Annotated in this window: 19 protein-coding genes, 3 tRNA genes and 1 pseudogene; 9 read left to right on the top strand and 14 right to left on the bottom strand. The window is 72.6% G+C overall.

Annotated elements, in window-relative coordinates; genetic code table 11:
• Positions 1-109 precede the first annotated feature (109 nt).
• From ACZ4TV_RS17620 to ACZ4TV_RS17610, 3 genes and pseudogenes are all read left to right on the top strand, one after another.
• Entirely contained in the window at positions 110-451 is a 342-nt protein-coding gene (locus tag ACZ4TV_RS17620; protein WP_468135553.1) for a hypothetical protein, read from the top strand.
• A gap of 162 nt (positions 452-613) precedes the next feature.
• Positions 614-1,211, top strand: a pseudogene (locus tag ACZ4TV_RS17615) (bifunctional DNA primase/polymerase).
• Positions 1,202-1,275: transfer RNA gene (locus ACZ4TV_RS17610), tRNA-Lys, on the top strand. Before ACZ4TV_RS17615 ends, ACZ4TV_RS17610 begins: the two are co-directional and overlap by 10 nt.
• 112 nt (positions 1,276-1,387) lie before the next feature.
• On the opposite strand, the gene ACZ4TV_RS17605 is transcribed toward ACZ4TV_RS17610, so the two are convergent.
• Positions 1,388-2,623: a M6 family metalloprotease domain-containing protein gene (locus ACZ4TV_RS17605; protein ID WP_468135551.1), complete on the bottom strand. Its 1,236-nt coding sequence runs from the start codon at positions 2,621-2,623 to the stop codon at positions 1,388-1,390.
• Between the two features lie 448 nt (positions 2,624-3,071).
• Between ACZ4TV_RS17605 and ACZ4TV_RS17600 the strand changes: the two genes are divergently transcribed.
• From ACZ4TV_RS17600 to ACZ4TV_RS17590, 3 genes are read left to right on the top strand one after another with little or no spacing between them, the layout of a single operon-like run.
• Positions 3,072-4,886 carry a putative bifunctional diguanylate cyclase/phosphodiesterase gene (locus ACZ4TV_RS17600; protein ID WP_468135688.1) on the top strand — a complete coding sequence of 605 codons (1,815 nt, stop codon included), beginning with the start codon at positions 3,072-3,074 and terminating at the stop codon, positions 4,884-4,886.
• Positions 4,879-5,094: a hypothetical protein gene (locus tag ACZ4TV_RS17595; protein ID WP_468135549.1), complete on the top strand. Its 216-nt coding sequence runs from the start codon at positions 4,879-4,881 to the stop codon at positions 5,092-5,094. Before ACZ4TV_RS17600 ends, ACZ4TV_RS17595 begins: the two co-directional genes overlap by 8 nt.
• Positions 5,091-5,957: a hypothetical protein gene (locus ACZ4TV_RS17590; protein ID WP_468135547.1), complete on the top strand. Its 867-nt coding sequence runs from the start codon at positions 5,091-5,093 to the stop codon at positions 5,955-5,957. Before ACZ4TV_RS17595 ends, ACZ4TV_RS17590 begins: the two co-directional genes overlap by 4 nt.
• A 65-nt stretch (positions 5,958-6,022) precedes the next feature.
• Here the strand turns inward: ACZ4TV_RS17590 and ACZ4TV_RS17585 are convergent, their stop codons facing one another.
• From ACZ4TV_RS17585 to ACZ4TV_RS17570, 4 genes are all read right to left on the bottom strand, one after another.
• Positions 6,023-6,283: a DUF397 domain-containing protein gene (locus ACZ4TV_RS17585; RefSeq protein WP_468135545.1), complete on the bottom strand. Its 261-nt coding sequence runs from the start codon at positions 6,281-6,283 to the stop codon at positions 6,023-6,025.
• Positions 6,243-7,091, bottom strand: coding sequence for a helix-turn-helix domain-containing protein (locus ACZ4TV_RS17580; protein ID WP_468135543.1), 849 nt, complete (start codon positions 7,089-7,091; stop codon positions 6,243-6,245). The genes ACZ4TV_RS17585 and ACZ4TV_RS17580 overlap by 41 nt, the downstream gene beginning before the upstream one ends.
• Before the next feature lie 177 nt (positions 7,092-7,268).
• Positions 7,269-8,951 carry a glycosyl hydrolase family 18 protein gene (locus tag ACZ4TV_RS17575; protein ID WP_468135541.1) on the bottom strand — a complete coding sequence of 561 codons (1,683 nt, stop codon included), beginning with the start codon at positions 8,949-8,951 and terminating at the stop codon, positions 7,269-7,271.
• Between the two features lie 254 nt (positions 8,952-9,205).
• Entirely contained in the window at positions 9,206-10,336 is a 1,131-nt protein-coding gene (locus tag ACZ4TV_RS17570) for an LLM class flavin-dependent oxidoreductase (RefSeq protein WP_468135539.1), read from the bottom strand.
• Positions 10,337-10,575: 239 nt separating this feature from the next.
• Here ACZ4TV_RS17570 and ACZ4TV_RS17565 point away from each other — a divergent pair, with 239 nt between their 5' ends.
• On the top strand, positions 10,576-11,334 hold the full coding sequence (locus ACZ4TV_RS17565; RefSeq protein WP_030388591.1) for an IclR family transcriptional regulator: 759 nt from the start codon (positions 10,576-10,578) through the stop codon (positions 11,332-11,334).
• A gap of 110 nt (positions 11,335-11,444) precedes the next feature.
• On the opposite strand, the gene ACZ4TV_RS17560 is transcribed toward ACZ4TV_RS17565, so the two are convergent.
• The 7 genes from ACZ4TV_RS17560 to ACZ4TV_RS17530 all read right to left on the bottom strand — a co-directional run bounded on the left by ACZ4TV_RS17560 (position 11,445) and on the right by ACZ4TV_RS17530 (position 20,493).
• Positions 11,445-11,518, bottom strand: a tRNA-Lys gene (locus tag ACZ4TV_RS17560).
• 48 nt (positions 11,519-11,566) lie between these two features.
• Positions 11,567-12,250 (bottom strand): response regulator, encoded by a 684-nt coding sequence (locus tag ACZ4TV_RS17555; protein WP_468135537.1) that lies wholly within the window; start codon positions 12,248-12,250, stop codon positions 11,567-11,569.
• A complete protein-coding gene (locus ACZ4TV_RS17550) occupies positions 12,205-13,542 on the bottom strand; it encodes a sensor histidine kinase (RefSeq protein ID WP_468135535.1) in 1,338 nt (445 codons plus the stop codon). The genes ACZ4TV_RS17555 and ACZ4TV_RS17550 overlap by 46 nt, the downstream gene beginning before the upstream one ends.
• A gap of 336 nt (positions 13,543-13,878) precedes the next feature.
• Entirely contained in the window at positions 13,879-15,549 is a 1,671-nt protein-coding gene (locus ACZ4TV_RS17545; protein ID WP_468135534.1) for an AMP-binding protein, read from the bottom strand.
• Between the two features lie 26 nt (positions 15,550-15,575).
• On the bottom strand, positions 15,576-16,169 hold the full coding sequence (locus tag ACZ4TV_RS17540; RefSeq protein ID WP_468135687.1) for a lytic polysaccharide monooxygenase auxiliary activity family 9 protein: 594 nt from the start codon (positions 16,167-16,169) through the stop codon (positions 15,576-15,578).
• A 194-nt stretch (positions 16,170-16,363) separates the two neighbouring features.
• Positions 16,364-17,902, bottom strand: a complete 1,539-nt coding sequence (locus ACZ4TV_RS17535) for an SPFH domain-containing protein (RefSeq protein WP_468135532.1) — start codon at positions 17,900-17,902, stop codon at positions 16,364-16,366.
• Between the two features lie 1,157 nt (positions 17,903-19,059).
• On the bottom strand, positions 19,060-20,493 hold the full coding sequence (locus tag ACZ4TV_RS17530) for a peptidoglycan-binding protein (RefSeq protein ID WP_468135686.1): 1,434 nt from the start codon (positions 20,491-20,493) through the stop codon (positions 19,060-19,062).
• Between the two features lie 246 nt (positions 20,494-20,739).
• On the opposite strand from ACZ4TV_RS17530, the gene ACZ4TV_RS17525 reads away from it, so the two are divergent.
• Positions 20,740-20,813 (top strand) — tRNA-Lys (locus ACZ4TV_RS17525).
• Positions 20,814-20,900: 87 nt separating this feature from the next.
• Here the strand turns inward: ACZ4TV_RS17525 and ACZ4TV_RS17520 are convergent.
• Together ACZ4TV_RS17520 and ACZ4TV_RS17515 are read right to left on the bottom strand one after the other, a co-directional pair.
• Complete coding sequence (locus ACZ4TV_RS17520; protein WP_468135530.1) at positions 20,901-21,560, bottom strand: class F sortase; 660 nt, start codon at positions 21,558-21,560, stop codon at positions 20,901-20,903.
• Between the two features lie 72 nt (positions 21,561-21,632).
• Positions 21,633-22,250 (bottom strand): hypothetical protein, encoded by a 618-nt coding sequence (locus tag ACZ4TV_RS17515; RefSeq protein WP_468135528.1) that lies wholly within the window; start codon positions 22,248-22,250, stop codon positions 21,633-21,635.
• A 237-nt stretch (positions 22,251-22,487) separates the two neighbouring features.
• Between ACZ4TV_RS17515 and ACZ4TV_RS17510 the strand changes: the two genes are divergently transcribed.
• On the top strand, positions 22,488-23,267 hold the full coding sequence (locus tag ACZ4TV_RS17510; protein ID WP_468135526.1) for an HAD-IIA family hydrolase: 780 nt from the start codon (positions 22,488-22,490) through the stop codon (positions 23,265-23,267).
• Positions 23,268-23,372 lie beyond the last annotated feature (105 nt).

Below are 23,372 nucleotides of genomic sequence, written 5' to 3'. Positions count from 1 at the left end.
GCCTCATCGGCCGTACGGATGTTCGCACCCAGGGCGGTGCGGTCTTGCGCGGCGTTGGACAATGGACGGTGGCCGGGGAGGATTTCGCACGCGCAGCAGGAGGACACGGATGGCAGAGCCCGAGCGGACCGAGCGGCGGCTACGGCCGGCGCCGCTGCTCTTCGAGCCCTCGGAGGCCGCGGCGGATCCGGAGCACTTCTTCGACCTGGAGTCGATCGAGGACCCGCGGGAGCTGCTGGCCCGTGCGACCGAGCTGACGCTGGCGTTCCGGGCCGCGCAGGATCGGGCGGTGGAGTTCCAGGCCCTGGCGGCGGCCCAGCTGGCGGATCCGTCGCGCTTCGACCGGCTGTCGCCCGCGGTGATCGCCGAGCAGGCGGACTGGACCGAGGACTACGCCCGCAAGATGATCGAATTCGGCGAGTCCCTCCAACGCCAGATCGGCACGCCGTAACGGCGGGCCGGGCCCCGCGCCTCAGGCGCGGGGTCCGGGGCAGCGCCCCAGCAGCGGCGCCGCACCTTGCGCGGGGGGCAACATAACGCAACCCACCCCGCCCCGTCCCGGTTTTCGGTAACTCGTCGAGAGCGGACCACTACGGGCGGTAGACCTTGGCATATGACGACGACCGGCTGCTGCCCCCGCACCCCGCGCACCGCGCCCGCCACCCACGTCACCCCGCAGGGCGCCGCCTGGCTCGCCTCGGCCTCGGCCCACCCGCAGAACACCCTCGCGCGATGGCAGGCACGGCCCACCGCGCCCGCCACGCTGCCCTGCGGGAACGCCTTCGACGTCGTCAACGTCCCGCTCGTCCTCGGGCGCCGCGTCCTGGACCTGCTCTGGGCGCAGGGCCCCGGCTCCGGCCCGGTCGCCGTGCACCGCGGCCGGATGCTGATCTTCGCCGCCCCCGGCAGCGCCCACCGGCTGCCCGCCCTGCTGGCGTGGGAGGAGTGGGGAGGTTCCCGTACCGCCCCGGCACCCCTGTGCCACGGCCGCGGCGACGCCGTCACCGTGCCGCCGCTGGCCGCCGCCCCCGGCCCCTCCCGGTGGCTCGTGGCCCCCGACGCGCGCGAGCCGTGGCTTCCCGGGCCGGAGGCCCTGCTCTGGGCCTTCGTACGGGCATCCCGCAGCCCCGCACCGACCGGACCTGGGGATATCGATTTTTCGTTCCGCGGATCCTCCTGCTAATGTCTACAACGTCAGCAGGCGCCGCTAGCTCAGTTGGTTAGAGCAGCTGACTCTTAATCAGCGGGTCCGGGGTTCGAGTCCCTGGCGGCGCACAGACGGAAGAAGGCCCCCACGCGAGTGGGGGCCTTCTTCGTCATGCCGGGGCATGCCGGGGCATGCCGGGGCATGCCGGGGCATGCCGGGGCATGCCGGGGCATGCCGCGCTCATGTCGTGATCTTCACCGTGTACGCGCCGGACCGGGTCCGGTCCGCCACCTCGATGGTGATCCGCTCCCCCGGCACCGTGTACGTCTGGCCCACCTCCAGCGGCGCGTCCGCCAGCGGCGGGTACACCGAGCGGTCCCAGCACGCCTCCGTCGACGGATGCCCGTCCAGCACCTCGATGGGGCCGCCGCCCGACGCCGCCTCGTTGCGCACCCGGTACACCAGGACCCCTTCTGTGCAGGTGTCCCCGTCGTTGCCGGCGGAGCCCCGCGCCTCGACGGCGATCGCGCTGCCGGGGCCCGTACGGATCACCGCGAGCCGGGTCCCGCCCGTGCCGCCGCTCGGCGGGGCCTGCGCCAGCGGCTGGAGGGTGTGCAGCGAGGAGCCCGACTGCACGCAGTCCACCTGGGAGGCGTCCAGCCAGCCCAGCTTCCACTTGTGCCAGGCGAAGAGGTCGGGGGCCATCCCGAACTGGCTGCCCATGACGTCCCAGTCCCCGACGTACGTGTCCCAGTCGCCCTTGCCGTCCGTGGGCCGGTGGTAGAGGTCGGGGAGGTCGAAGACGTGGCCGGTCTCGTGGGCCAGCACGTTGTGGTCCGGCGGGTGGCGCTCGAAAACGGTGACGATCCGGCGCAGTTCCGCGCCGTCCGCGACGATCGGACGGTCGAAGTTCACGACTTTCGTGGCATCGGAGTCCACTCCGGGCGCGTCCGGGTCGGCGACGAAGTAGACGACGTCGTACGCGCCGAAGTCCACTTCGGCGTCGGCGACGGCGACCGCGTCCCGCAGGTAGGCCGCCCGGTTCTCGGGGGCCCAGTCACGCCTTATCCCGTACGCGGTGGACGGCTTGGGCATCCGGATCCACCGCTTCTGCGGGTGCGGGGCCAGGCGGAACCGCCCGTACGAGGCCTGCTCGAAGAAGTCGCTGGTGGCGGGGAAGTAGTCGCCGGCGATGTCCTCGGGGGTGAGGGCGCTGCGGTGGTCGGGGAACGAGAGGAAGACCATGACCGCGTTGAGTGTGCGCTCGGGCTTGGGGTAGGCGCCGTTCCAGCTGTCCAGGCCCAGGGAGTGGTGCGCCGCCGTACGGGTCAGCGCGCAGGGTCCGGCTCCGGAATCGGCCACCGCGGGCCCCGCGACGAGCGACATGGCGGCGAGCGCCGAGAGGGAGGTGAGCGCCGCAGCGGTACTTCGGATGCGGGAGCGGTCCACTCCCCCGGGTGTCTGCTGTCGCGCCACATCGACCTCCGGTGGTGGATTCGTACCTGTTTAGCCACCTTGAGGCGCTTGTCTTACTCATGCCCTGTTCCGCTGCCCCACACGAGTGAGCAATACGGCAAGCCGGTGACCCCTGGACTTCACGCACCTGCCTACAGAACGTCACGACCGATCACCCGAGATCAGCAGGGGCCTTCGCATGCTCACAGCCGCGCAGAAACGATCAAGCGATCTTGGTCCGACGATCCGTCATCGCACCGAACTCCCGCGTCCCGCGCGGCGACGCCGCTGGATAGGGCCTCCCGGCAGCCTCTATGATCGGCAGACTTTCCTGCACGGACACTCACGAACACTGCGGGAGCCAACGGTGAGCGGAACCTCAGAAGGAACCGGTTCGGCGGCCGACAGCATCCGATCGGCCATTACGGAGCGTCACACGGCAGTGCCGGCAGTGCCGTCGACCTCCGGCATTTCAGCCAATTCGGGGGCGTCCTATCGCGCCACCGAGTCCGAGCTGCGCGACTACCGGGCCGCCTTCAACGCGGCCCACCTCGCCATGGCGGTCGTGGACCGCGACGGCTACGTGGTCGCCGCCAACCAGGCCTTCGCCGGGCTGCTGGGCAGCGAGCCGCACGCGCTCGTCCACCGGTGCGCCGCCGACCTGGTGGACCTGGCCGCGGAGGCCCGCACCTGGGCCGCGTACCAGGAGGTGCTGCGGGGCCGGCAGGCCCGGCTGCGCTGCACCCGCCGCCTCAAGCACCCCGACGGGCACTCGCTGTGGACCGAGGTCACGCTCGGGCCCGTACCGGGGACGGGGGACGTCCTGTTGTCCGTCTCGGACATCAGCGACCGGCGCGACCTCCAGGCCCGGCTGCGGCACCTCCAGATGCACGACCCGGTCACCCGGCTGCCCAACCGGGCGCTGTTCTTCGAGCGGCTCTCCGCCGCCCTGGAGGCCTCCTCGTACGACCACGGCGGCGGCACCGGCCGGATCGGGCTGTGCTACCTGGACCTCGACGGGTTCAAGGCCGTCAACGACACCCTCGGCCACCGGGTCGGCGACCGGCTGCTGACCGCCGTCGCCGCCCGCCTGACCCAGTGCGCCGACCAGTCCGGATACGGGCGCACCGGCGGGCACCTGGTCGCGCGGCTCGGCGGCGACGAGTTCGCCCTGCTGGTCGAGGACTCCACCGGCACCGAGCAGCTCGCGGACCTGGCGCGCAGCGTACTGACCGCCGTTCAGGAGCCCTTCGACCTGGCCGGGCAGCGGCTGTCGGTCTCCGCGTCGATCGGGGTGGTGGAGCGGGCGGCCGAGGGCACCTCGGCGACCGGGCTGATGCAGGCCGCCGACACGACCCTGTACTGGGCCAAGGCGGACGGCAAGGCCCGCTGGACCCTCTTCGACCCGGAGCGCAACGCGCACCGCATGACGAGGCAGGCGCTCAGCTCCACGCTCCGGCCGGCCGTGGAGCGGGGGGAGTTCGCGCTGGAGTACCAGCCGCTGGTGGACCTGGAGAGCGGTGCGCTGCGCGGGGTCGAGGCCCTGGTGCGCTGGAACCACCCGCAGTTCGGCACGCTGACGCCGAATCGGTTCATCGGAATTGCGGAAGAGGACGGATCCATCGTCCAGTTGGGGCAGTGGGTGCTGCGGACCGCCTGCCGGCAGGCCCGCCGCTGGCAGATCGAACAGCCCAGCGACGCGCCGGTCTTCGTGTCGGTCAACGTCGCCGTGCGGCAGGTGTGGGACTCGGACCTGGTGGGCGATGTCGCGGAGATCCTGGCCGAGACGGGCCTGGCGCCGCAGCTGTTGCAGCTGGAGCTGACCGAGTCGGCGGTGATGGGCTCGGCCGGCCGGCCGCTGCAGGCCCTCCAGGCGCTGAGCGACATGGGGGTGCGGATCGCCATCGACGACTTCGGCACCGGCTACTCGAACCTCGCCTACCTCAGCCGGCTGCCGGTCTCAGTACTGAAGCTGGACGGCTCCTTCGTACGGGGCTTCCGCTACGAGGAGGGCACGCACCCGAATCCGGCCGACGAGACCATCGTCGAGGCCCTGGTCCAGCTCGCGCACCGGCTCGGCCTGACGGTGACCGCGGAGTGCGTGGAGACGGCCGGGCAGGCGGCCCGGCTGCGGCGCGTCGGCTGTGACACCGGCCAGGGCTGGCTCTACTCGCGCGCGGTGGCCCCCGACGTGATCGCCGGCATGATCGGCCGCCAGGTGGCGGCCACGGCCTCGGCCGCCGCACAGCCCGACCGGCCCGCCCCGCATCCCCTTCTTGGCTGAATATGAGTGGTCCGCGGTGATCGCGGCACACGGCGGGCACCTCGAACCCACTGGCGGACAGAACGCCACCATCACCGGCCTGGACCGCGTACGGATCGGCGAGCTCGCGCTGAAGGCGGGGGTACCCCTGTACTGGCTTCACGAGGAGAAACCCTCCTTGGAGGACTTCTACCTCGAAGTCGCGGAAGAGGAGTTCAAGATCTCGTGACACCCGCCACGACGAAGACCCCTGCGCCCGTCGCACCCGCCCTCGCGTTCTCCAGGGCCTGCCGGTACGAATGGCGGCACCTGGCCGCTCTGCGCTCGACCTGGATCCTGCTCGGCGTCGTCACCCTGCTCAGTCTGCTGACGGGCCTCACCGTCATCCTGGACCTCGACGCACAGAGCGCTGCCAGCCCGGCGACAGCGGCGGACTCGATCACCTGGGCACCACTCGCCACCCAGATCCCGGCCCTGGGCTTCTTCATGCTCGTCCTCGGTACGGGTCCGGTCTCCACCGACCTGGTCACCGGCGCCGCGCGGACGACCTGGCTGGCCGTGAACGGGCGCCGCACCGCCTACGCGGCGAAATGCGCGGTCGGCTTCACCGTCGGGTCCGCCGCGGCAGCCGCCAGCACCCTGCTGGGAGCGCTGTCCTACGCGGCGACTCTGGCCGTCTCCGGTATTTCACAGCCGGCCTGGACCCAGGTCCTGGCGCCGGCCGGCCGGTTCGTCCTCTGGATGGGGTGCTGGGCGCTGCTGTGCATGGCTCTGATCGCCTTGCTGCGCAGCCGGGTCGTTCCCGTCCTCGTCCTGGTCCTGTGGCCGCTGATCGGCGAGCGAATCGTCGGCGGACTGCTCGGACATCTGCCGGGCCTCGACGGTGTGGGGAACTGGCTGCCCTTCGCTGCCGGCCGGGCGATGCTCACCGATGCCTCCGCCTACTCCGGCGACGACCAGTCCTTCGTGCGGGCACTCGTCGGCTCTCACCTGTCGCCCTCGGCAGCGACCGTGGTGTTCTGCCTGTACACGGCGGTCATCGCCGTGGCAGGGATGTGGGCCTACTGCCACAGGGACCCGAAGGCGCGCTGACGGCCCGCGTGGTGGGGGCGGGGAGCCGCTGCGCGGAGCTGCTCCCCGCCCCCACCTTTGCTGCCTCAGAGGCTGCGGACGAAGGTGGTGAACGCCTCCGGGGCCACGGTGAAGGCGGGACCTTCCGGGTTCTTGGAATCCCGGATGCCCACCAGGCAGGGCTGGGAGGCGACCTCGACGCAATCGCCGCCGGTGTCGCCACTGTACGAAGCCTTGCGCCAGGCGGCGGTGCCGAGCGGGGCGCACTCGACACATTCGCCGCCAGTGTCCGAGCTGTACGAGGACTTACGCCACTTTGCGCCCGTCAGGTACTGGTTGGTGTCCATAGCGCTCCTCCATTACGCGGGCGATGAGTGCCGCCGAGTCCTCCACGGAGAGCGCGGCGGCCTGCATGTGATCGTAACGGAGCGAACCTTCCCTGAGAGCCTGTGGATTGGCCGTCATATGACCCTGGACAAAGTCCTCGGTATAGACAAGGTCCGGGTCGCCATCGAAACGCAGCATGGTGAATGAGCCTGGCAGCCCCGCATGCGCGCCCGCCTCGAAGGGAAGGATCTGCACCTTCACCCACTCCCGCCTCCGCAGGGCCAGCAAGTGGGCGAGTTGGTTCCGCATGACCTCCTGGCCGCCGATCTCCTGATGCAACACGGCCTCGCTCAGCACCACCCACATCAGTGGCGGGTTCTCGCCGTCTAGGATCCGCTGCCGCTCCATGCGGGCAGCCACCCTCGCGTCGAGATCTTTCTCATTCCATGCGCCGAGCACCGCCCGGGCATACGGTTCGGTTTGGAGCAGGCCATACACGAGCTGCGCCTGGAACGTGGAGATGTATGTGGCCCTGGCCTCCATCTCGGCGTACGCCTGGAACCAGCTCGGCAGCACGCTCCGCAGGACCAGCCCCACCAGACGGGAGAACGTGCCGTCCGTGCCCAGCGCCGCGTCCACCCGCTCCGAGAAGTCGCGGGTCGGCACCCGCTTCGTGTTCTCCACCTGGCCGATCAGCGAGCCCGTGCAGTAGATGATGTCGCCCAACTGCTGCTGCTTCAGCCCCGCCGCCTCTCTCAGGCGACGCAGTTCGTAGCCGTAGTAGTCCAGCGGTGAGGCGCTGGGATCGAGATCGCGGGCCTGGACCATGGGACGGTCACCCCCAAGCAGAGGCAGAGTCGGAGCCGGATTCGGCCGTGTAGCCGAGCGTAACGGGCCCGACACGCACCGGTGTCCGGAATCCCACAACCATGTGACACACCTCCGCCCCGCACCGGGGATGCCGGGGTGCGGGGCGGGGTGCGCTCGGCGCGGGGTGGGGGGCGATCAGCAGGCGCCGAGGTCCTTCCAGACACCCCATTCACCGGTGGTGCCCGGTGTCTCGTTCTGCGTCCACCACTGGGCCTTCCACTTGCGGCCGTTGTGGGAGACCTCGTTGCCCGCGGTGTAGATCGTCCCCGCGACGTACGCCGGGGTCGAACCGCAGCCCGTGGGCGGCGTCGTGGTCGGCGGGGTCGTGGTGGGCGGGGTCGTCGTCGGCGGCGTGGTGACCGGCGGCTGCGTGGTGGAGCCGAGGGCGTCCGAGATCTGGTTCAGCAGCGTGGTGTTGGCGTCCAGGCCGAGCAGGGAGTACATCATCGCGCCGGCGAGGCCGCGCTGCTTGCCGTAGTCGACGCGGGCCTGGATGGACCGCTGGTTCAGGCCGGTGAAGAACTCGCCGTCCTTGTAGAAGTACGAGGCCTTGGCCCGGTCGTCCCAGAAGGTGGTCGCCGGGTTGTCGACGATCCCGCCGAGCTCCTTGTAGAGCGCGATGCCGGCCTGCTGGCTGGTGGGCCGGGCGGCGGAGGCGCCGGTGGCGCTCTGGGCGAGGCCGCCCGTGGTGCCCGCCGGGACGCCCTTCCAGCCGCGGTAGTAGAACTCGTAGCCCAGGGTCAGCTTGTCGGCGGGGAAGCCGCCCGCGATGCCGTAGGCCGCGTTGCCGTCGATCCAGGAGTCGATGGCGTTGTCGATGCTGTACTTCTCGGTGCCCGGGGCGATCGGGTCGGTCGGGTCGGCCGCCGAGGGCTGGAGCGGGGACTGGTGGTAGGTGGGCCCGTCGCCGTCCCAGGCGCCGTGCATGTCGTACGTCATGATGTTCGCGTAGTCGAGGTACGCGCCGATCTTGTCCGTCTCGATGTACTTGATCTTGTCCTGGCCGGCCGGGAGCGCCGCCGTCAGCAGGTACTTCTTGCCGCCGTTGGCCGCGCCCTCGGCGTCGAGCTGCTTGCGGAACTCCTGGAGCAGCAGGGTGAAGTTCTGCTTGTCCTCGGGGCCGTAGTGGTTGCCCAGGTGGCCGCCGGAGGAGCCGGGGTACTCCCAGTCGATGTCGATGCCGTCGAAGATGCCGGCCGCGGTGCCGGGGCCGCCGAAGCCGCCCTCCACCGGGAGGTCGCCCTTGATGTACTGCTTGATGCAGGAGGCGACGAACTTCTTGCGGGAGGCGTCGGTCTTGGCGGCGTCGTGGAAGTACTTCGAGTAGGTCCAGCCGCCCAGCGAGATGTTGATCTTGAGGTGCGGGTACTTGGCCTTCAGTTCCTTGAACTGGTTGAAGACGCCCACGATCGGCTGGTTCCACGTGTCGGCGACGCCGTCCACGCTGTCGGCCGCGCTGAAGGACTTCTGGTAGTCGGCGTACGAGTCCCCCGCGCCGTCACCGGCGTTGGGGTTGTTGTCGTCGCCCGCCGCCTTGTTCGCCTCGAAACAGGTGAGGTCGGTCGGGTGGATGTTGCCGAACGAGTAGTTGATGACGTCCAGCTTGCCCGCTATGCCGCGGGTGTCGAGGTGCTTGGGGTAGAAGGCGTTCCCGTACACGCTCCACTGGTCGTAGTAGGCGATGCGGACGCCGCCCGCCGCGGCGGCGGGCGCGGCGGGCGCGGCCTGGGCCGTGCCGAGTCCCGCGAAGGAGGCAAGCGCTCCGGCTGCCAGCGCGGCCGTGGCGGCGGCAGCGATGAGGGGTTTACGGATGTGCATGAACTGCCTCCGGTGGGGTGGGAGGAGAGAGCAAGAGTTCGGGTGAGAGCAGTGATAGCGATCACCGCAGCTCCGCGTCAATGGTTCGGACCAAAGAAGGACTAGACCACTCTCGACACAAATGCCCTCGTCAGAGACCTGAGCGCACATCAGAAACCGCTCGCCACCCCGGGTGACGAGCGGTTTAAGGCTGCCTTCAGGCAGCCCCTCGCACGGTTTCCGCAACGAACCAGCCGAACCCGGTTCACGTGCGGTCAATCAGCGGCGGGTGCCTCCACCGGCATGCCGTACGCATCTGCGACGAGCCCGTACGAACGCAACCGGGCCGCCCCGCTGTGGGCGTTGGCGGTCAGCATCAGCTCGTCCGCGCCGGTCCGCTTCGCGAGGTCGTCGAGTCCGGTGCGGACCTCGTCGGGGGTGCCGTGGACGATGTTCGCGAGCCAGCCGTCCACGAACTCCCGCTCCGGCGGGGAGAAGGGGTACGCCGCCGCCTCCCGGGGCGTCGGGACCAGCCCGGGCCGCCCGCTGCGCAGCCGCAGCATCGACAGTGCGCCCGTGAGCACTTGGGCGCGAGCCTCCTCGTCGGTGTCGGCGGCGAGCGCCGAGACCCCGATGGCGGCGTAGGGGGCGTCCAGGACGGCCGAGGGGCGGAAGCTCTGCCGGTAGAGGTCGAGCGCGGGCAGGGTGCCGGCCGCCGAGAAGTGGTGGGCGTAGGCGAAGGGCAGGCCGAGTTCACCGGCGAGCCGGGCGCTGAAGCCGGAGGAGCCGAGCAGCCACAGCGGCGGCCGTCCGGCGGGACCTTGCACCGGACCCGGTACGGCGTGCACGCGGGCGTACGGGTGCCCGTCGGGGAAGTCGTCGTCGAGGAAGCGGGTGAGCTCCACGAGCCGCTTGGGGAACTCGTCCGCGGCCTCGTCGAGCCGTCCGGGCCCGCGCAGCGCGGCGGCCGTGCGGCCATCGGTGCCCGGGGCCCGGCCGAGCCCGAGGTCGATCCGCCCCGGGGCGAGCGCCTCCAGGGTGCCGAACTGCTCGGCGACGGCGAGCGGGGCGTGGTTGGGCAGCATGACCCCGCCCGAACCGAGCCGGATGCGGGAGGTGTGCGCGGCGAGGTGGGCCAGGATCACGGCCGGCGAGGAGCTGGCGACGCCGGGCATGGAGTGGTGCTCGGCGACCCAGTGGCGGTGGTAACCGCGGGATTCGGCCAGCCGGGCGAGGGACACGCTGGTGCGCAGGGAGTCGTGGGCGGTGCTGCCGGCGCCGACGGTGACGAGGTCCAGGACCGAGAGCGGCACGGGCGCCCGGCCCCGCGCGGCGCCGCGGATCCCGTTCCCGCCTCCCGGGGCTGCCCCGCCTCCCGGTCGATGTGCGTCCCCGGTGTCACTCATCGTCGCTCCCGTCTCGTTCGTTTCGTTCGTTCATCCGTACGAAGAACTCGAACCGTGGGCGGACGTCGGGCATTCCCGGCACCGCGGGGGCGGTGCGCGTGACCATGGCATATGCCAACGGAGTAGATCCAGGCGGGGAGACATGATTGAGCCATCAATCTCCTCAACAGGCGCTCCACATGGGCCGCTTGATGGCTATCGTGGTAGGGCAAGCGGTAACAACCTGGTAGGGGGAAACCGTGGCGCTGAAGCCCGAGCCGACCGCGCCGTTCCACTCGGTGCAGTACGCACTGCGCGTACTCGAAACGATCGCGCGGCACACCGGCGGTGTGACCGACGTGCAGATCGCGCGTGAGACCGGCCTGCCCGCAGTCCATCTCGCCCCGATGCTGCTCATGCTGCGCCGGGAGGGCTATGTCCTGCAGGTGTCCGACGGCGCCTACGCCATAGGGGATTCCCTCGTCCTGCTCGGGTCCGGCATCGACCGCCAGCAGGCCCTGACGGACAAGCTCCAGGAGACGCTGGACCGGCTGCGCGACTCGGTCGGCGCGGCCGTCTACATCAGCCGGTACGTGGACGGCGAGGTCAGGATCACACAGTTCGCGGACAGCCCCCGCACCCCGAAGGTGCACGAGTGGGTCGATTTCCGCTCCGCCGCGCACGCCAGCGCGGTCGGCAAGTGCCTGCTGACGCAGCTCGACCTGAACGGGCGGCGCGACCACCTGTCCCGGCACAAGATCGCGCGGCTCACGTCGAAGACGATCGTGAACGAGCGGATCCTGTTCTCGAAGCTGGACGCCCAGCCCGCCACCGTGCCGGTGCTCGACCTCCAGGAGTACGCCGTGGGCACGGTGTGCGCGGCGGTTCCGATCACGGCGGGGGCCTCGGTGGGCTGCCTGGCCCTGTCGATGCCGGTCGAGCACGCGCACCGGCTGCGGGCCGCGGCGGACACCTTGAACCGGAAGGCGGCGCCGCTGCTGCTGTCGCTCACGCTCTGATCCGGTTGCAGGCCGGCTGCGGGCCTGATGCGGACCGGACGAGGGCCTGATGCGGGCCGGAAAACACTTCGGGCGGTTCCCGGTGAACCGGAAACCGCCCGAAGGACAGGTGCGCCGCCAGGGACTCGAACCCCGGACCCGCTGATTAAGAGTCAGCTGCTCTAACCAACTGAGCTAGCGGCGCCTGCTGACAGAGAAAATACTACCTGGTCCTCCGGGGTGCTCAAAACCATTACCCGCGGAGGTACGCGAGGACCGCCAGCACCCGGCGGTGGGTCTCCTCGGCGGGCGGCAGGTCCAGCTTTCCCAGGATGTTCCCGATGTGTTTGCCGACGGCCGCCTCGGACACCACCAGCTCCCGGGCGATGGCCCCGTTGGACCTCCCCTCCGCCACCAGGCCCAGCACCTCCCGCTCGCGCGGGGTCAGCGCGGCGAGGGGATCGCGCCGCCGGCGCAGGAGCTGGCGTACGACCTCCGGGTCCACCACCGTGCCCCCGCCGGCCACCGTGACCACCGCGTCGAGGAACTGCTGCACCTGCCCGACCCGGTCCTTCAGGAGGTAGCCGACGCCGCTGCCGTCGCCGGAGTCCAGCAGGTCGGCGGCGTACGAGCGCTGCACGTACTGGCTGAGCACCAGCACCGGCAGGCTCGGACGGGCGGCCCGGAGCTCGACGGCGGCCCGCAGCCCCTCGTCGGTGAAGCCGGGCGGCATCCGTACGTCGGTGACGACGATGTCCGGGTCGTGGGCGGCGACGGCGGTGCGGAGCTCGTCCGCGTCGGCGACGGCGGCCTCCACCCGGTGGCCGAAACGCGTCAGCAGACCGACCAGTCCTTCGCGGAGCAGGACTCCGTCCTCGGCCAGGACGATCTTCAGGGGCTGCTCGCGGGACGGCTCACGGGACGGCTCACCGGGCACGGGATCTCCAGGCTCAGGACGGTCGGCCCGCCGGGCGGGCTGGTGATCGTCAGTGTGCCATCGAGGACCGCGATCCGGTCGGTCAGTCCGGTCAGCCCGGATCCGGCCGCCGGGTCGGCGCCGCCGCGTCCGTCGTCCCGTACGTCGATCAGCAGCGCGGCGCCGGCGTGCCGGGCGGTGACGGAGGCGCGGGTGGCGTCGCTGTGCTTGCCGATGTTGGCGAGGGCCTCGCAGACGCCGAAGTAGGCGGCGGCCTCGACGGACTCCGGGAGGCGGGGCAGGCCGGTGCCGAGGTCGGTGCCGAGGTCGATGTCGACGGGGACGGCGGAGCGCTCGGCGATGTCGGCGAGGGCGCCGGTGAGGCCGTAGTCGGTGAGTACCTGGGGGTGGATGCCGTGGATCAGCTCGCGCAGTTCCGTGAGCACCTTGGCGGCTTCGTCGTGGGCGGTGGCGAGCTGGTCGGCGAGCGGGCCGGGGGGTGCGTCGAGGCGGGCGAGGCCGAGGGTCATGGTGAGGGCGACGAGCCGCTGCTGGGCGCCGTCGTGGAGGTCGCGCTCGATCCGGCGGCGCTCGGCCTCGAAGGCGTCGACGAGACGGGCGCGGGAGCGGGTGACCTCGGCGAGCAGGCCCTGGAGCTCGCGCTCGCGGGGGGCGAGGAGGGCGCGGGTGAGGGCGGCGCGGGCCCCGGCGAGGGCGCCGAGCGGGTAGAGGAGGACGGGCAGGAGAACCGCCCCGGCGGCGGAGACGGCGAAGGCGACCGGATAGGAGGTGACCAGCCAGAGCTTGACCACCTTGACCTCGCCGTCACCGGCGAGCGCGAGTTGGAGGGGGGTGGTGAGCAGGAGGAGGGGGACGCCGAGGAGGGTGGCGAGGACGGTGAGGTCGATCCACCAGAGGAGGAAGCCGTGCAGGACGGCGTAGGCGAGCTCCCGCCAGGTGGCCTGCTCGCGGTAGCGCAGGCGGGCCCAGGCGAGGAGGCCGGGCTCGGCGGGCGTGCGGTGGGGGGTGGCGGTGGGTCCGGGGGCGGGGTCGAGGTCGACGAGGCGCAGGCGGCGGCGCTCGATGGCGCCGGTGGGGAGTCCGGCGAGGCCGAGCAGGGCGAGGAGGGGCAGGCCGACGAGGGCGAGGCTGAGGGTGGCGCCGACGCCGGCGAGGAGCGTGAGGGCGAGCAGGAGCGGGAGCCCGGTGAGGGCGCTGCCGGCGAGGTAGCCGGCGGCGCGCCAGGGCCAGGCGGAGCGGAGGTAGTGGCCGCGGGCCAGGGCCTGCCAGAGGGTGCGGGCGGGGTCGTCCATCCGGCCAAGCTAGCCGGGGGCGGCCCGCCTGGACCATGCCCCCAGGGGGCGTCGACGGGTATGCCTGCCCCCACCCCCGGGCCTGCCCGAACCCGCGCCGGCGCGGCTCAACCCCCTGGGGCTCCGCCCCAGACCCCGCGCCTCAAACGCCGGCGGGGCTGAAGTGTGCCCGGCACAGCTGGATGGCCCGGGCGGGGCCGAATGTGCCGCCTGCGGCTCAAAGACCTGGGGCTCCGCCCCAGACCCCGCGCCTCAAACGCCGGCGGGGCTGAAGTGTGCCCGGCACGGCTGAAGTGTGCCCGGCACGGCTGGATAGTGCCCGGCGCCGCGTGATCGTTAGCGGTCCAGGAGGGGGCGGCGGCCGTGGGTCTCGTACTGGGCGAGCAGGGCGGATAGTGCGGGTGGGTCCAGGCGGTGGTAGTGCCCGGTCGGGGAGCGGTGCCAGACCGGGTCCGGGCAGCGGAAGGCGGCGCGGCGGAGGGAGGCGCGGTGGACCTTGTTCGTCGCGGTGACCGGCATCGCCGGGACGATCCGGACGTACCGCGGGGCCATCTTCGTGCCCAGGTCCGGCTGCGCGGCCAGGAACGCCTCGAATGAGGGAGGGGAGAAGTCCACGCCCTCCCGGAGGGCCAGCGCGGCCATGACCTGGTCCCCCGCCACCTCGTCCGGCACCGCGTACACCGCCACCGCCGCCGCGTCCGCCCACCGGGCCAGGATGTTCTCGATCACCGCCGCGGCGAGGTTCTCGCTGTCGACCCGGAGCCGGTCGTCCGTACGGCCCGCGAAGTAGAGGAAGCCCTCCGCGTCGCGGAAGAAGAGGTCTCCCGTCCAGTACCAGCCGTCCCGGGTCCGCTCGGCCTCCGCCTCGGGGTTGCGCCAGTAGCCCTCGAAGAGGCTTCGGCCTCGGTTGACCAGTTCGCCGATCGCGGCGGAGCCGTTGAGCAGCCGGCCGTCCCCGTCGAGCACCGCTGCCGGGCATTCCCTGCCCGTCTCGGGGTCGATCACGGCCAGGTCGTCCCCCGCGCCCGCCCGGCCCAGGGCCCCCGGCGGGGTGTCCGCCGTCCGCTGGACCGAGGCGCCGCCCTCGGTGGCCCCGTAGCCCTCCACCAGCCGGACCCCGAACCGCTCGGCGAAGCGCGCCGCGTCCACCGCCCCGGCCTCGGTGCCGAAGCCGAGCCGCAGGGTGTGCGCGCGGTCGTCGGGCCGGGGCTCGGTGGCCAGGAGGTACTGGATCGCCCGCCCGACGTAGGTGAAGTACGTGGCCCCGTACGCCCGTACGTCCTCCAGGAACGCGGAGGCCGAGAAGCGCCGGCGCAGCGCCACCGCGGCCCCGCCGGCGAGCGCCGGGAGCCAGTCGGCGATGACGGCGTTGCCGTGGAAGAGCGGCATGCAGACGTAGTGGACGTCGTCCGGGGTCACGCGGAAGCGGCGGGCCAGCGCGGAACCGGCGCCCGCGAGCCGGCCCTGGGTGCAGATCGCGGCCTTGGGGGCGCCGGTGGAGCCGGAGGTGAAGTAGAGGAGGAGCCGGGAGGCGGGTCCGGGGAGGGTGAGCACCGCTTCGCCCGGCTTGGCGGCCGCGTAGGGGGCGAGCAGGGCCTCGTACTCCTCGGTGCCGGTGACCAGGATCCGTACGCCCGGCAGGTCGAGGCCGCGCAGCAGGGGCAGGTGGGCGCGCTCGGTGATCAGGATCCGGCAGTCGGTGTGCAGGATGTCGCGCGCCAGCTCCGGGCCGCGCCGGGTGGGGTTGATCCCGGCTACGGCGGCCCCGGCGAGGGCCGCCGCGCCGAGCCAGAAGGGGAACTCGGGGGTGTTGTCGAGCAGGATCCCGAGGTGTGGCTCGGCCCCCGGAGGCATGAGGTCGACGAGGAGCGCGGCGCGCGCGGCGGCCTCCTGGGCGGTCCGGTGGTGGGTGAGGATGCCTTCCTCGTGCTTCAGCCCGGGCCGGTGGTCGCCCCATTGGCGCGCTATGAGCTCCGCGACGGTGCCGGGTGGAGTCGTCGTCCGCATGCCGCCGGAGGGTAGCTGACGTTCCGTCAGAATTGAACGTCGGAGCAGGCGTAGAAGGCCATCGGGGTGTCGTTGACGGTCCAGACGGCCAGGATCAGGTGCCGGCCCGTCTTGCCGCTCGGCATGGCTCCCTGGTGGACGGTGGTCATGGCGGGGCGGGCGCCGTTGTAGGCGACGGTGAGGAAGGGCTGGGGATCGAGGTCGGCGCGGGTGAGGGCGCGGGTGCCGGTCCAGCCGTTCTTGGTGACGTAGTACTTGAAGTCGGTGGTGGAGTGGTTGGCGGTGAACTGCCACCGGAAGCCGTAGCTCTGGCCGCTGGTCACCCTGGTGGTGGGCCAGGCGCCGCCGCGCGGATTGTCGAGCTCGGCGAACTGCGAGAGGCCGGCGGAACATATCTTGCCGTCGGCGGGGCCGGCGGCCGGGAAGCCCTTGTAGCCCTCGACGCTCTGCGGCTCCCACTGGATCGCGCCACAGTCGGGGACGGCCTTGTTGGCGCAGAGCTTCTGGCGGCTGATGGGGGTGTCGGTGTAGCCGTGGCTGCTGGCGGTGGGGGCGCCGAGCAGGGTGATTCCGGCGACGAGGCCGAGGCCGAGCGCGGCGACGCCGGCCCGTCCGGGCATGCGGACGTTACGCATGATGCTCCTTGAACGTGGGGGGAGTTCGACGAGAGCGCGCGCGCTGGTGTGTGCGTGTGGGGATTTCAGGTCTAGACCAAGTTCCAGATTATTGACGGGAGTTGGCCATGTCCATACCAATGGAGAACGGGTGGTCCGGTTCTTTCCGGCCACCCGTTCCCGTGTCGTCCTCGCCGCCGCTACTCGGAGCGGCCGGTGTAGAAGGCGACCGTGAGGTCCTTCACCAGCGCCTTGCGTTCGTAGTCGTCGAGCTCGACGAGTCCGCGCGAGGTCAGCCGGTGGACCGTGTCGTCCACGGCGTCCACGACCGAGGTCAGCACGGTGTCCCGGTGCTTGGCGTCGATCGCCGCGACCCGGCGGCGGCGCATGGCCGCGGCGACCTCGGGGGCGTACTCGATCCGGGTCGGCTGGGCCGAGAACACCTCGATACCGACCGCCTCCGTCTCGTCCGCCAGCATCCGGGTCAGCGCGTCGCCGACGGCCTCGGCGTCGCGCAGGGTCGGGGCGTCCTCGTGGAAGGCGTCGGCGGGGAGCTGGGACAGTACGCGGGCCATGGCCGACTCGACCTGCTCGGCGAGGTACGCCGTGTGGTCCGCGACGGCGAGGGTGGCCCGGGCCGTGTCCCTGACCTGCCAGACGACCTGGACGACGACCTGGAGGGCGAGGCCGCCGGAGTCGACGGCGGGCATGGGCTCGCTGCGCCAGTGGCGCAGGCGTACGTCGACCCGGCGGCGCAGCAGGAGGGGGCTGACCCAGGTCAGGCCGGTACGGCGGACCGTGCCGCGGTAGCGGCCGAAGAGGGTGAGCACCCAGGCGTGGCCGGAGCGGGCCCGGCCGAGGCCGCCGAGGGCGATGAGGGCGACGATGCCGAGGAAGGCGAGCGGCGGCCAGTGGACGGCGTGCAGGCCCCGGTAGGCGCGGGGGGCCGCGCCGAAGGCGGCCAGGAAGGGGGCGGGGACGGCCCCGGCCCGCCAGAGCACGGCCATGCAGCCCGCGAGGGCGATCCCGCCGACGGTCACGCCGAGCCAGCCGGGCAGCACCGGGCCGCGGTGCTCCCGGAGCCGGTCGTCACCGCGGGGGACCCGGCGGCCGGGGGTGGGGCGGCCGGGGGTGGGGCGGTCTGCGGGGCGGCTTGCGGCCCGCTGGGCGGGGGCGGGGGCGGGCGTTCGGTTCGGCTTCCCGCGGAAGGGCAGGTGCACCGGCACCTCGGTGACCGCGGTGCTGCGGTGGGGCACGGCTTCCGTTTCAATCAGCTTGTCCAGACCGCGGGACACGGCCTGGGCGACGATCTCGGCCACGCCGGGGCCGGGCACCCCGGAGCGCGCGGCTACGGGCTCGGGTCCCTCTTCGGGCTCGGGCCCTGGCTCGGGCTCGGCTTCGACGACGGCCTCGGGCTCGGCGGGCTCGGGCTCGGCGGGCTCCGGCTTCGCGGTGGCCTCGGCGTCGGCGGTCCGCAGGCGCAGGGTCGCCACCCCGGCGTGGGCCGCCTCGTCCTGCGGGTGCGGGACGGAACCGGCCGAGGCGGGCACCGGCTCGGGCTCGGCCTCGGCCCGGGCCGCCGGTACCTCCCGCCGCCCCTCGGCCCGGGGCGGAGCCTGGGCCGGGCGCGCGGCGGCCCAGCCGAACGAGGTCTCGGCGGCGACCGCGTGGTCCGGCGCTGCGGGGGCGCCCACGAGCGCCGGCGGGTCCGCCTCGCGCGGCGCGGCAACGGCAAGCACCGCAGGCTCCGGCTCCGCCCCCCACGCCGGGCGCTCGCGCGGATCCACCTGGCCCACCCGGCGCGCCGGGTGGGGCGCGGGCGCCGCCTCCGCCGTCCGGTCAACCGGGTGGGGCCCAGGCGCGAACCCCGCCGCCCGCGGCGCCGGGTCGGGCCCGGAAACGGCCTCCGGCACCCGGGCCGACGGGTGGGGCGCGGACTCCGCCGGGTGGGTGGCGGGAGCGGACTCCGCCGTCCGGGCCGCCGGGTGGGTGGCGGGAGCGGACTCCGCCGTCCGGGCCGCCGGGTGGGGCCCGTGTCCGGGCTCCGCCGTCCGGGCCACCGGGTGCGGCGCGGGTGCGGACCCCGCCCCCCGGGCAGCCGGGTGCGCCGCGGGTTCCGCCGCCTGCGGCGCCCGGTGGGGTGTGAGTGCGGGTGCGAGTGCGGGTGCGGAAACACGCTCCGCCCTCCATCGCTCCGGGTGGGGTGCGGGCGCGAGCGCGGGCTCCGCCGTCCGGACCGACGGGTGGGCGGCGGGAGCGGCCTCCGCCACCTGGGCAGCCAGGTGGGGCGCGGGCGCGGCCTCCGGCACCCGGGCAGCCGGGTGAGGCGCGGGCGCGGGCTCCGGCACACGGGCAGCCGGATGGGGCGCGGGCACGGCCTCGGTCACCCGGGCAACCGGGTGGGACGCAGGCGCGGCCTCCGCCACCCGGGCAACCGGGTGGGGTGCGGACGCGGGCTCCGCCACCCGGGCAACCGGGTGGGGCCCGGACACGGCCTCCGGCACACGGGTAGCCGGGTGGGGTGCGGGCACGGCCTCCGCCACCCGGGCAACCGGGTGGGGCCCGGACACGGCCTCCGGCACACGGGTAGCCGGGTGGGGTGCGGGCACGGCCTCCGCCACCCGGGCAGCCGGGTGGGGGGCGGGGTCCGCCGCCTGCGGCGCCCGGTGGGGTGCGGGTGCGGACACAGGCTCCGCCCTCCATCGCTCCGGGCGGGGTGCGGGCGCGGACGCGGGCTCCGCCACCCGGGCAACCGGGTGGGGGGCGGGCTCCGCCGTCCGGGCAGCCGGGTGGGGCGCGTCCGGTGGGCGGGGCGCCTTCGGGGGGGTCGGTAGTGGGGGCACGTGGAGGGTGCCCGTCGTCCAGGTGGTGTGCGTGGGGAACATCGTTACCTCCGTCATGCGAACAGCCGGCGCCAGGTTTCCGGGCCCGGGTAACCGCTGGCCGAGGCGCCGCGCCAGCCCTGCGCGCGCTGGAACGCCTCGACGCTGCGGCGGTCGGCCTCACCCCAGCGGGATCCCGGAGCGGATGTGTAGTACTTGCCGAAGCCCTTCTTCACCAGTTGGCGGCCCAGGTCGGCGATGGCCGCGTGCGACCGGCCCGGGCGGAACACCGAGGCGCCCGGGTACTCCCGTACGCCGCCCGGTTCCGGCGCGGCCTCCTCCGTCGGCGGGATGTCCTTGCCCCGGTGCTCGACCAGCAGCCGCCAGGTCTCCGCGCCCGGCAGGCCGTCCGCGTCCGCACCCGTCCAGCCCTGTGCGCGCTGGAAGGCCTCGGTGGCCAGCCGGTCGGCGTCGGTCCACGTACGGCTGGCCTGGCCCTTCGGGTAGAAGCGGTACGCGCCGCGCTCGATCAGCATCCGGCCCAGTTGGGCCACGTGGTCGTTCGAGGCGCCCGGGCCGAACTTGTCCGCGCCCGGGAAGGCCTTCGCGTCCACCGGCTTCGGACCGGGCGCGGGCGGCTCGACCCCCGGGGCAGGCGGTGCTACGGGCGGGGTGGCAGGCGGGGCCGGGGGTACGACGCCCGGAGCCGGCGGGGCAACGGGCGGGGTGGCGGGCGGGGTCACCGGGGCGGCGGCCCCGCTCGTCACCCCGTTGAACCTGTACGGGACGTACTTCGTCGCGTTGTTCCAGTAGCCGTAGGGCGTGGCCAGCTTCCGCGTCGTCGGGCGCGTCTGCTCGTAGGCGACGTAGTGCGTCCGCGTCTCGTCGACCCAGCCGCCGAAGATGACCACGTGCGAGCCGTTGTTGGGGTCCGCCGGGTTGTGGAAGAGCAGCATGTCCCCCGGCAGCAGCTGCTCCTTGGTGATCTTGGTGGCGAATTTATCGAGACTGCCGGTCCACTCGTTCGTGCCGAGGTTCCAGGCCATAGAGACGTAGCCCGAGCAGTCCTGCCGGTAGCCGTCCGTCCAGTACTCGGACATGCTGTACGGGACCTTCGCCGCCAGCCACAGCTTCGCCCTGTTGATGATCGTCGTGCGGTCGATCCGCTTCACGGCGCCGGGCTTGCCCGGGGCGCCGGGCTGCCCGACCGGCCCGCCCTTCGGGCCGTGCAGGGGGCTCCGGTCGCCCTGCGGGGAGCTGGGGTCGTCCAGGGCCACCGGACCGGGGACCGGGACGGTGACGGCCACCGCGGCCGCGCCGCCACCGCTCAGAACCACTCCCGCGGCGGTGGCCAGGACCAGGGCCCGGCGGGCCCCGTACGCGGCCGGGTGACCCCCGTCACGCAGCGGTATGGCCCGCGCGCGGGCGAGGTCCCGGCGGCGCTGGGCGCATCCCCGGCAGACACAGTCGCCCGCGGGCTCGTACTCCTCGAAAGCGGGCATCGGCATCTGCACGTGCGCCGGAGGCTGCATCGTCATGCGGTTCCGTCCACTCCCCTGCTCGTCCCTGCTCGTCCACTGCTCGTCTACTGCTCGTCCACTGGTCGACCGGAGCCGGATCTGATAAAGCATCAGCTTCGGCACGGCCAGACATATCGTGCACGATAAACTGCTCAAACGTGAGCTAATCGGACAAGGCGGGCGTGGCTGGTCACGAGCACCTTCAGAGGTGGGGTAGAGTTTTCCTGTCAGCAAGCGCCGCTAGCTCAGTTGGTTAGAGCAGCTGACTCTTAATCAGCGGGTCCGGGGTTCGAGTCCCTGGCGGCGCACAGACGGAGGAAGCCCCTCGCAGCGAAAGCTGCGAGGGGCTTCCTCGTTCCCGGCCGTACGGCCGTACGGCCGGCGCCAGGGGGTGTCTAGACCGCCGTGCCCGGGCGGACTCCCACGCCCGTCAGATAGGCGGAGACCACCACGTTCGCCGTGTACTCCTTGGCCACCTTGTCGTAGGTACCCCCGCAGGTCACCAGCCTCAGCTCCGCGCGACCCCTGACCCGCGGGCCGTACACCTTGTGCGCGTCGAAGGCGGCGCGCTCGTAGACCCGTACGTCCTCGATCGTGAACTCGGCGACCGAACCGTCCGCCCGTACCACCCGCACCTTGTCACCCGGCTGCGCCGAGCTCAGGCCGTAGAACACCGCCGGCTTGGACCGGGTGTCCACGTGGCCCACCATCAGCGCGGTCCCGGCCGTCCCCGGCTGGGCACCCTTGCTCCACCAGCCGACCGTACCCGGCCTGTCGTACGGGGGCGGCTCGATCGCGCCGTCCTTGTCCAGGCCCCGGGGGATCACCGCGGCCTGGATGCCTATGGAGGGCACGTCGACGCGCTGGGGCAGGGCTCCGGCGAGGGGGGCGTGCGCGGCCGGCAGTACCGGGCCCACCGCCCCGCCCGCGTGGCCGGTGAGCGGGGTCGCCACCGTGGTGAGCTGGCGGCCCCACAGCCACAGGCCGAGCACCAGCACCGCCCAGGCGGCGAAGGTCAGCAGCCGGCCGCCGGCGGAGGACTTGCCCTCACTCATCCGCCCCTGCCTTCGTTCATCCGCCCCGGCCTTCATTCACCCGCCCCTGCCTTCGTTCACCCGCCCCGGCCTTCATTCACCGCTGCGGCGGCGGCGCAGGGCCAGCGCCCGGCCCGCGACGGCCAGCGTGGCCACGGCGGCGAGGACGGCGCCGATCAGCGTGTGCGGCAGCCCCGGGCCGTCACCGCCGTGCTCCTTCTTCGCCGCGGCGACCGGCTTGCCCGCCTCCGCGAGCTCGGCGGCCATGCCGCCGCCGCCCGCGTGGACCGGCCGGACCGGCGAGGCGTGGTGGGAGGGACGGTGGTGGGAGTGGGAGATCTGGAGGGAGCCGCTGACCTTCTCGTGGCCGTCGCACATCACCCGGACGGAGTGCCAGCCGGGCGAGGCGTGCGAATTGATCACCGCGTCGCCGTAGAGCGTGCCGCGGCCGCCGTCGCGACCGTAGAGGTCGGCGTTCGCCACGAAGACGGAGGACTTGGCCACTCCCCGGGTGCCGTCGCACCCCTGGACGCGCAGCTTGACCTGCGCTCCGGGGTGGGCCGGATCCGGGTCGACCGTGATGCTGCCGCGGTCGCCGCGGCCGCCGCGGTCCTCCTCGCCCGCTAGTGCGGGGGGCGCGGTCAGCGCGGAGAATGCCGTCAGGGCGACGGCCACACCGGTGACCCGGACAGCGATCGGAACACTGCGCATGGTGAACCTCCTCGACAAGGAGATTCACGCGCGGCACGCCGCTCCGCATCCGGAACGGCGCCGTACGTGTCAGCCGTACACCCCGAACGCGGTACGCCCTGTCGGCCGTACGCCTCAGACGAGGTCGACGGCTTGTCCGGGCTGTGGACGCCGACCGCGTTCACGAGCCGTCCCCGATAGGGTGGTACAGACCAGAGCCCCGCAGGCCGGGGGCGGCCCCGCAGAGCGGAGACATCAGTGGCAGAGCGCAAGCCGATCGAATCTTGGCTCACGGACATGGACGGCGTCCTCATGCACGAGGGCGTACCCATTCCTGGCGCAGATGCCTTCATCACGAAGCTCCGCGGGTCGGGCAAGCCCTTCCTGGTGCTGACCAACAACTCCATCTACACCGCGCGGGACCTGCACGCCCGGCTGACCCGCATCGGCCTGGAAGTGCCGGAAGAGAACATCTGGACGTCAGCCCTGGCAACCGCTCAGTTCCTCCATGACCAGGCTCCGGGCGGCACGGCGTACGTCATAGGCGAGGCCGGGCTGACCACCGCCCTGCACGACATCGGCTACATCCTGACCGACCACGAGCCCGACTTCGTGATCTTGGGCGAAACGCGCACCTACTCCTTCGAAGCGATGACGAAGGCTGTCCGCCTGATCAACGCGGGCGCCCGATTCATCGCCACGAACCCCGATGAGACCGGCCCGTCCGCCGAGGGAGCGCTCCCGGCTACCGGCGCGGTGGCCGCGCTCATCACGAAGGCGACGGGCAAGGACCCGTACTTCGTCGGCAAGCCCAACCCGCTGATGATGCGCACCGGCCTGAACGCCATCGGCGCGCACTCGGAGACCAGCGCGATGATCGGTGACCGCATGGACACGGACGTTCTCGCGGGGCTGGAAGCCGGCATGGAGACCTTCCTCGTCCTCACGGGCCTTACGGGCCGTGGCGACATCCACCGCTACCCGTATCGGCCGACCACGGTCGTCGACTCGATCGCGGATCTCGTCGACCGCGTCTGATCCTCTCGGGGCCGGGGGGGGGGGGGGGGTGGGGGGGGCCCCCCCCCCCCCCCAAACCCCCAAAGAAGAGGGAGGACGAGCCCGGAAAAACAGCCCAAACAAAAA

The sequence above is a fragment of the Streptomyces sp. NPDC028910 genome, assembly GCF_055564955.1.
The sequence above is the reverse complement of the archived record's forward strand: the minus strand, read 5'-3'. Positions and strand labels throughout refer to the sequence as shown.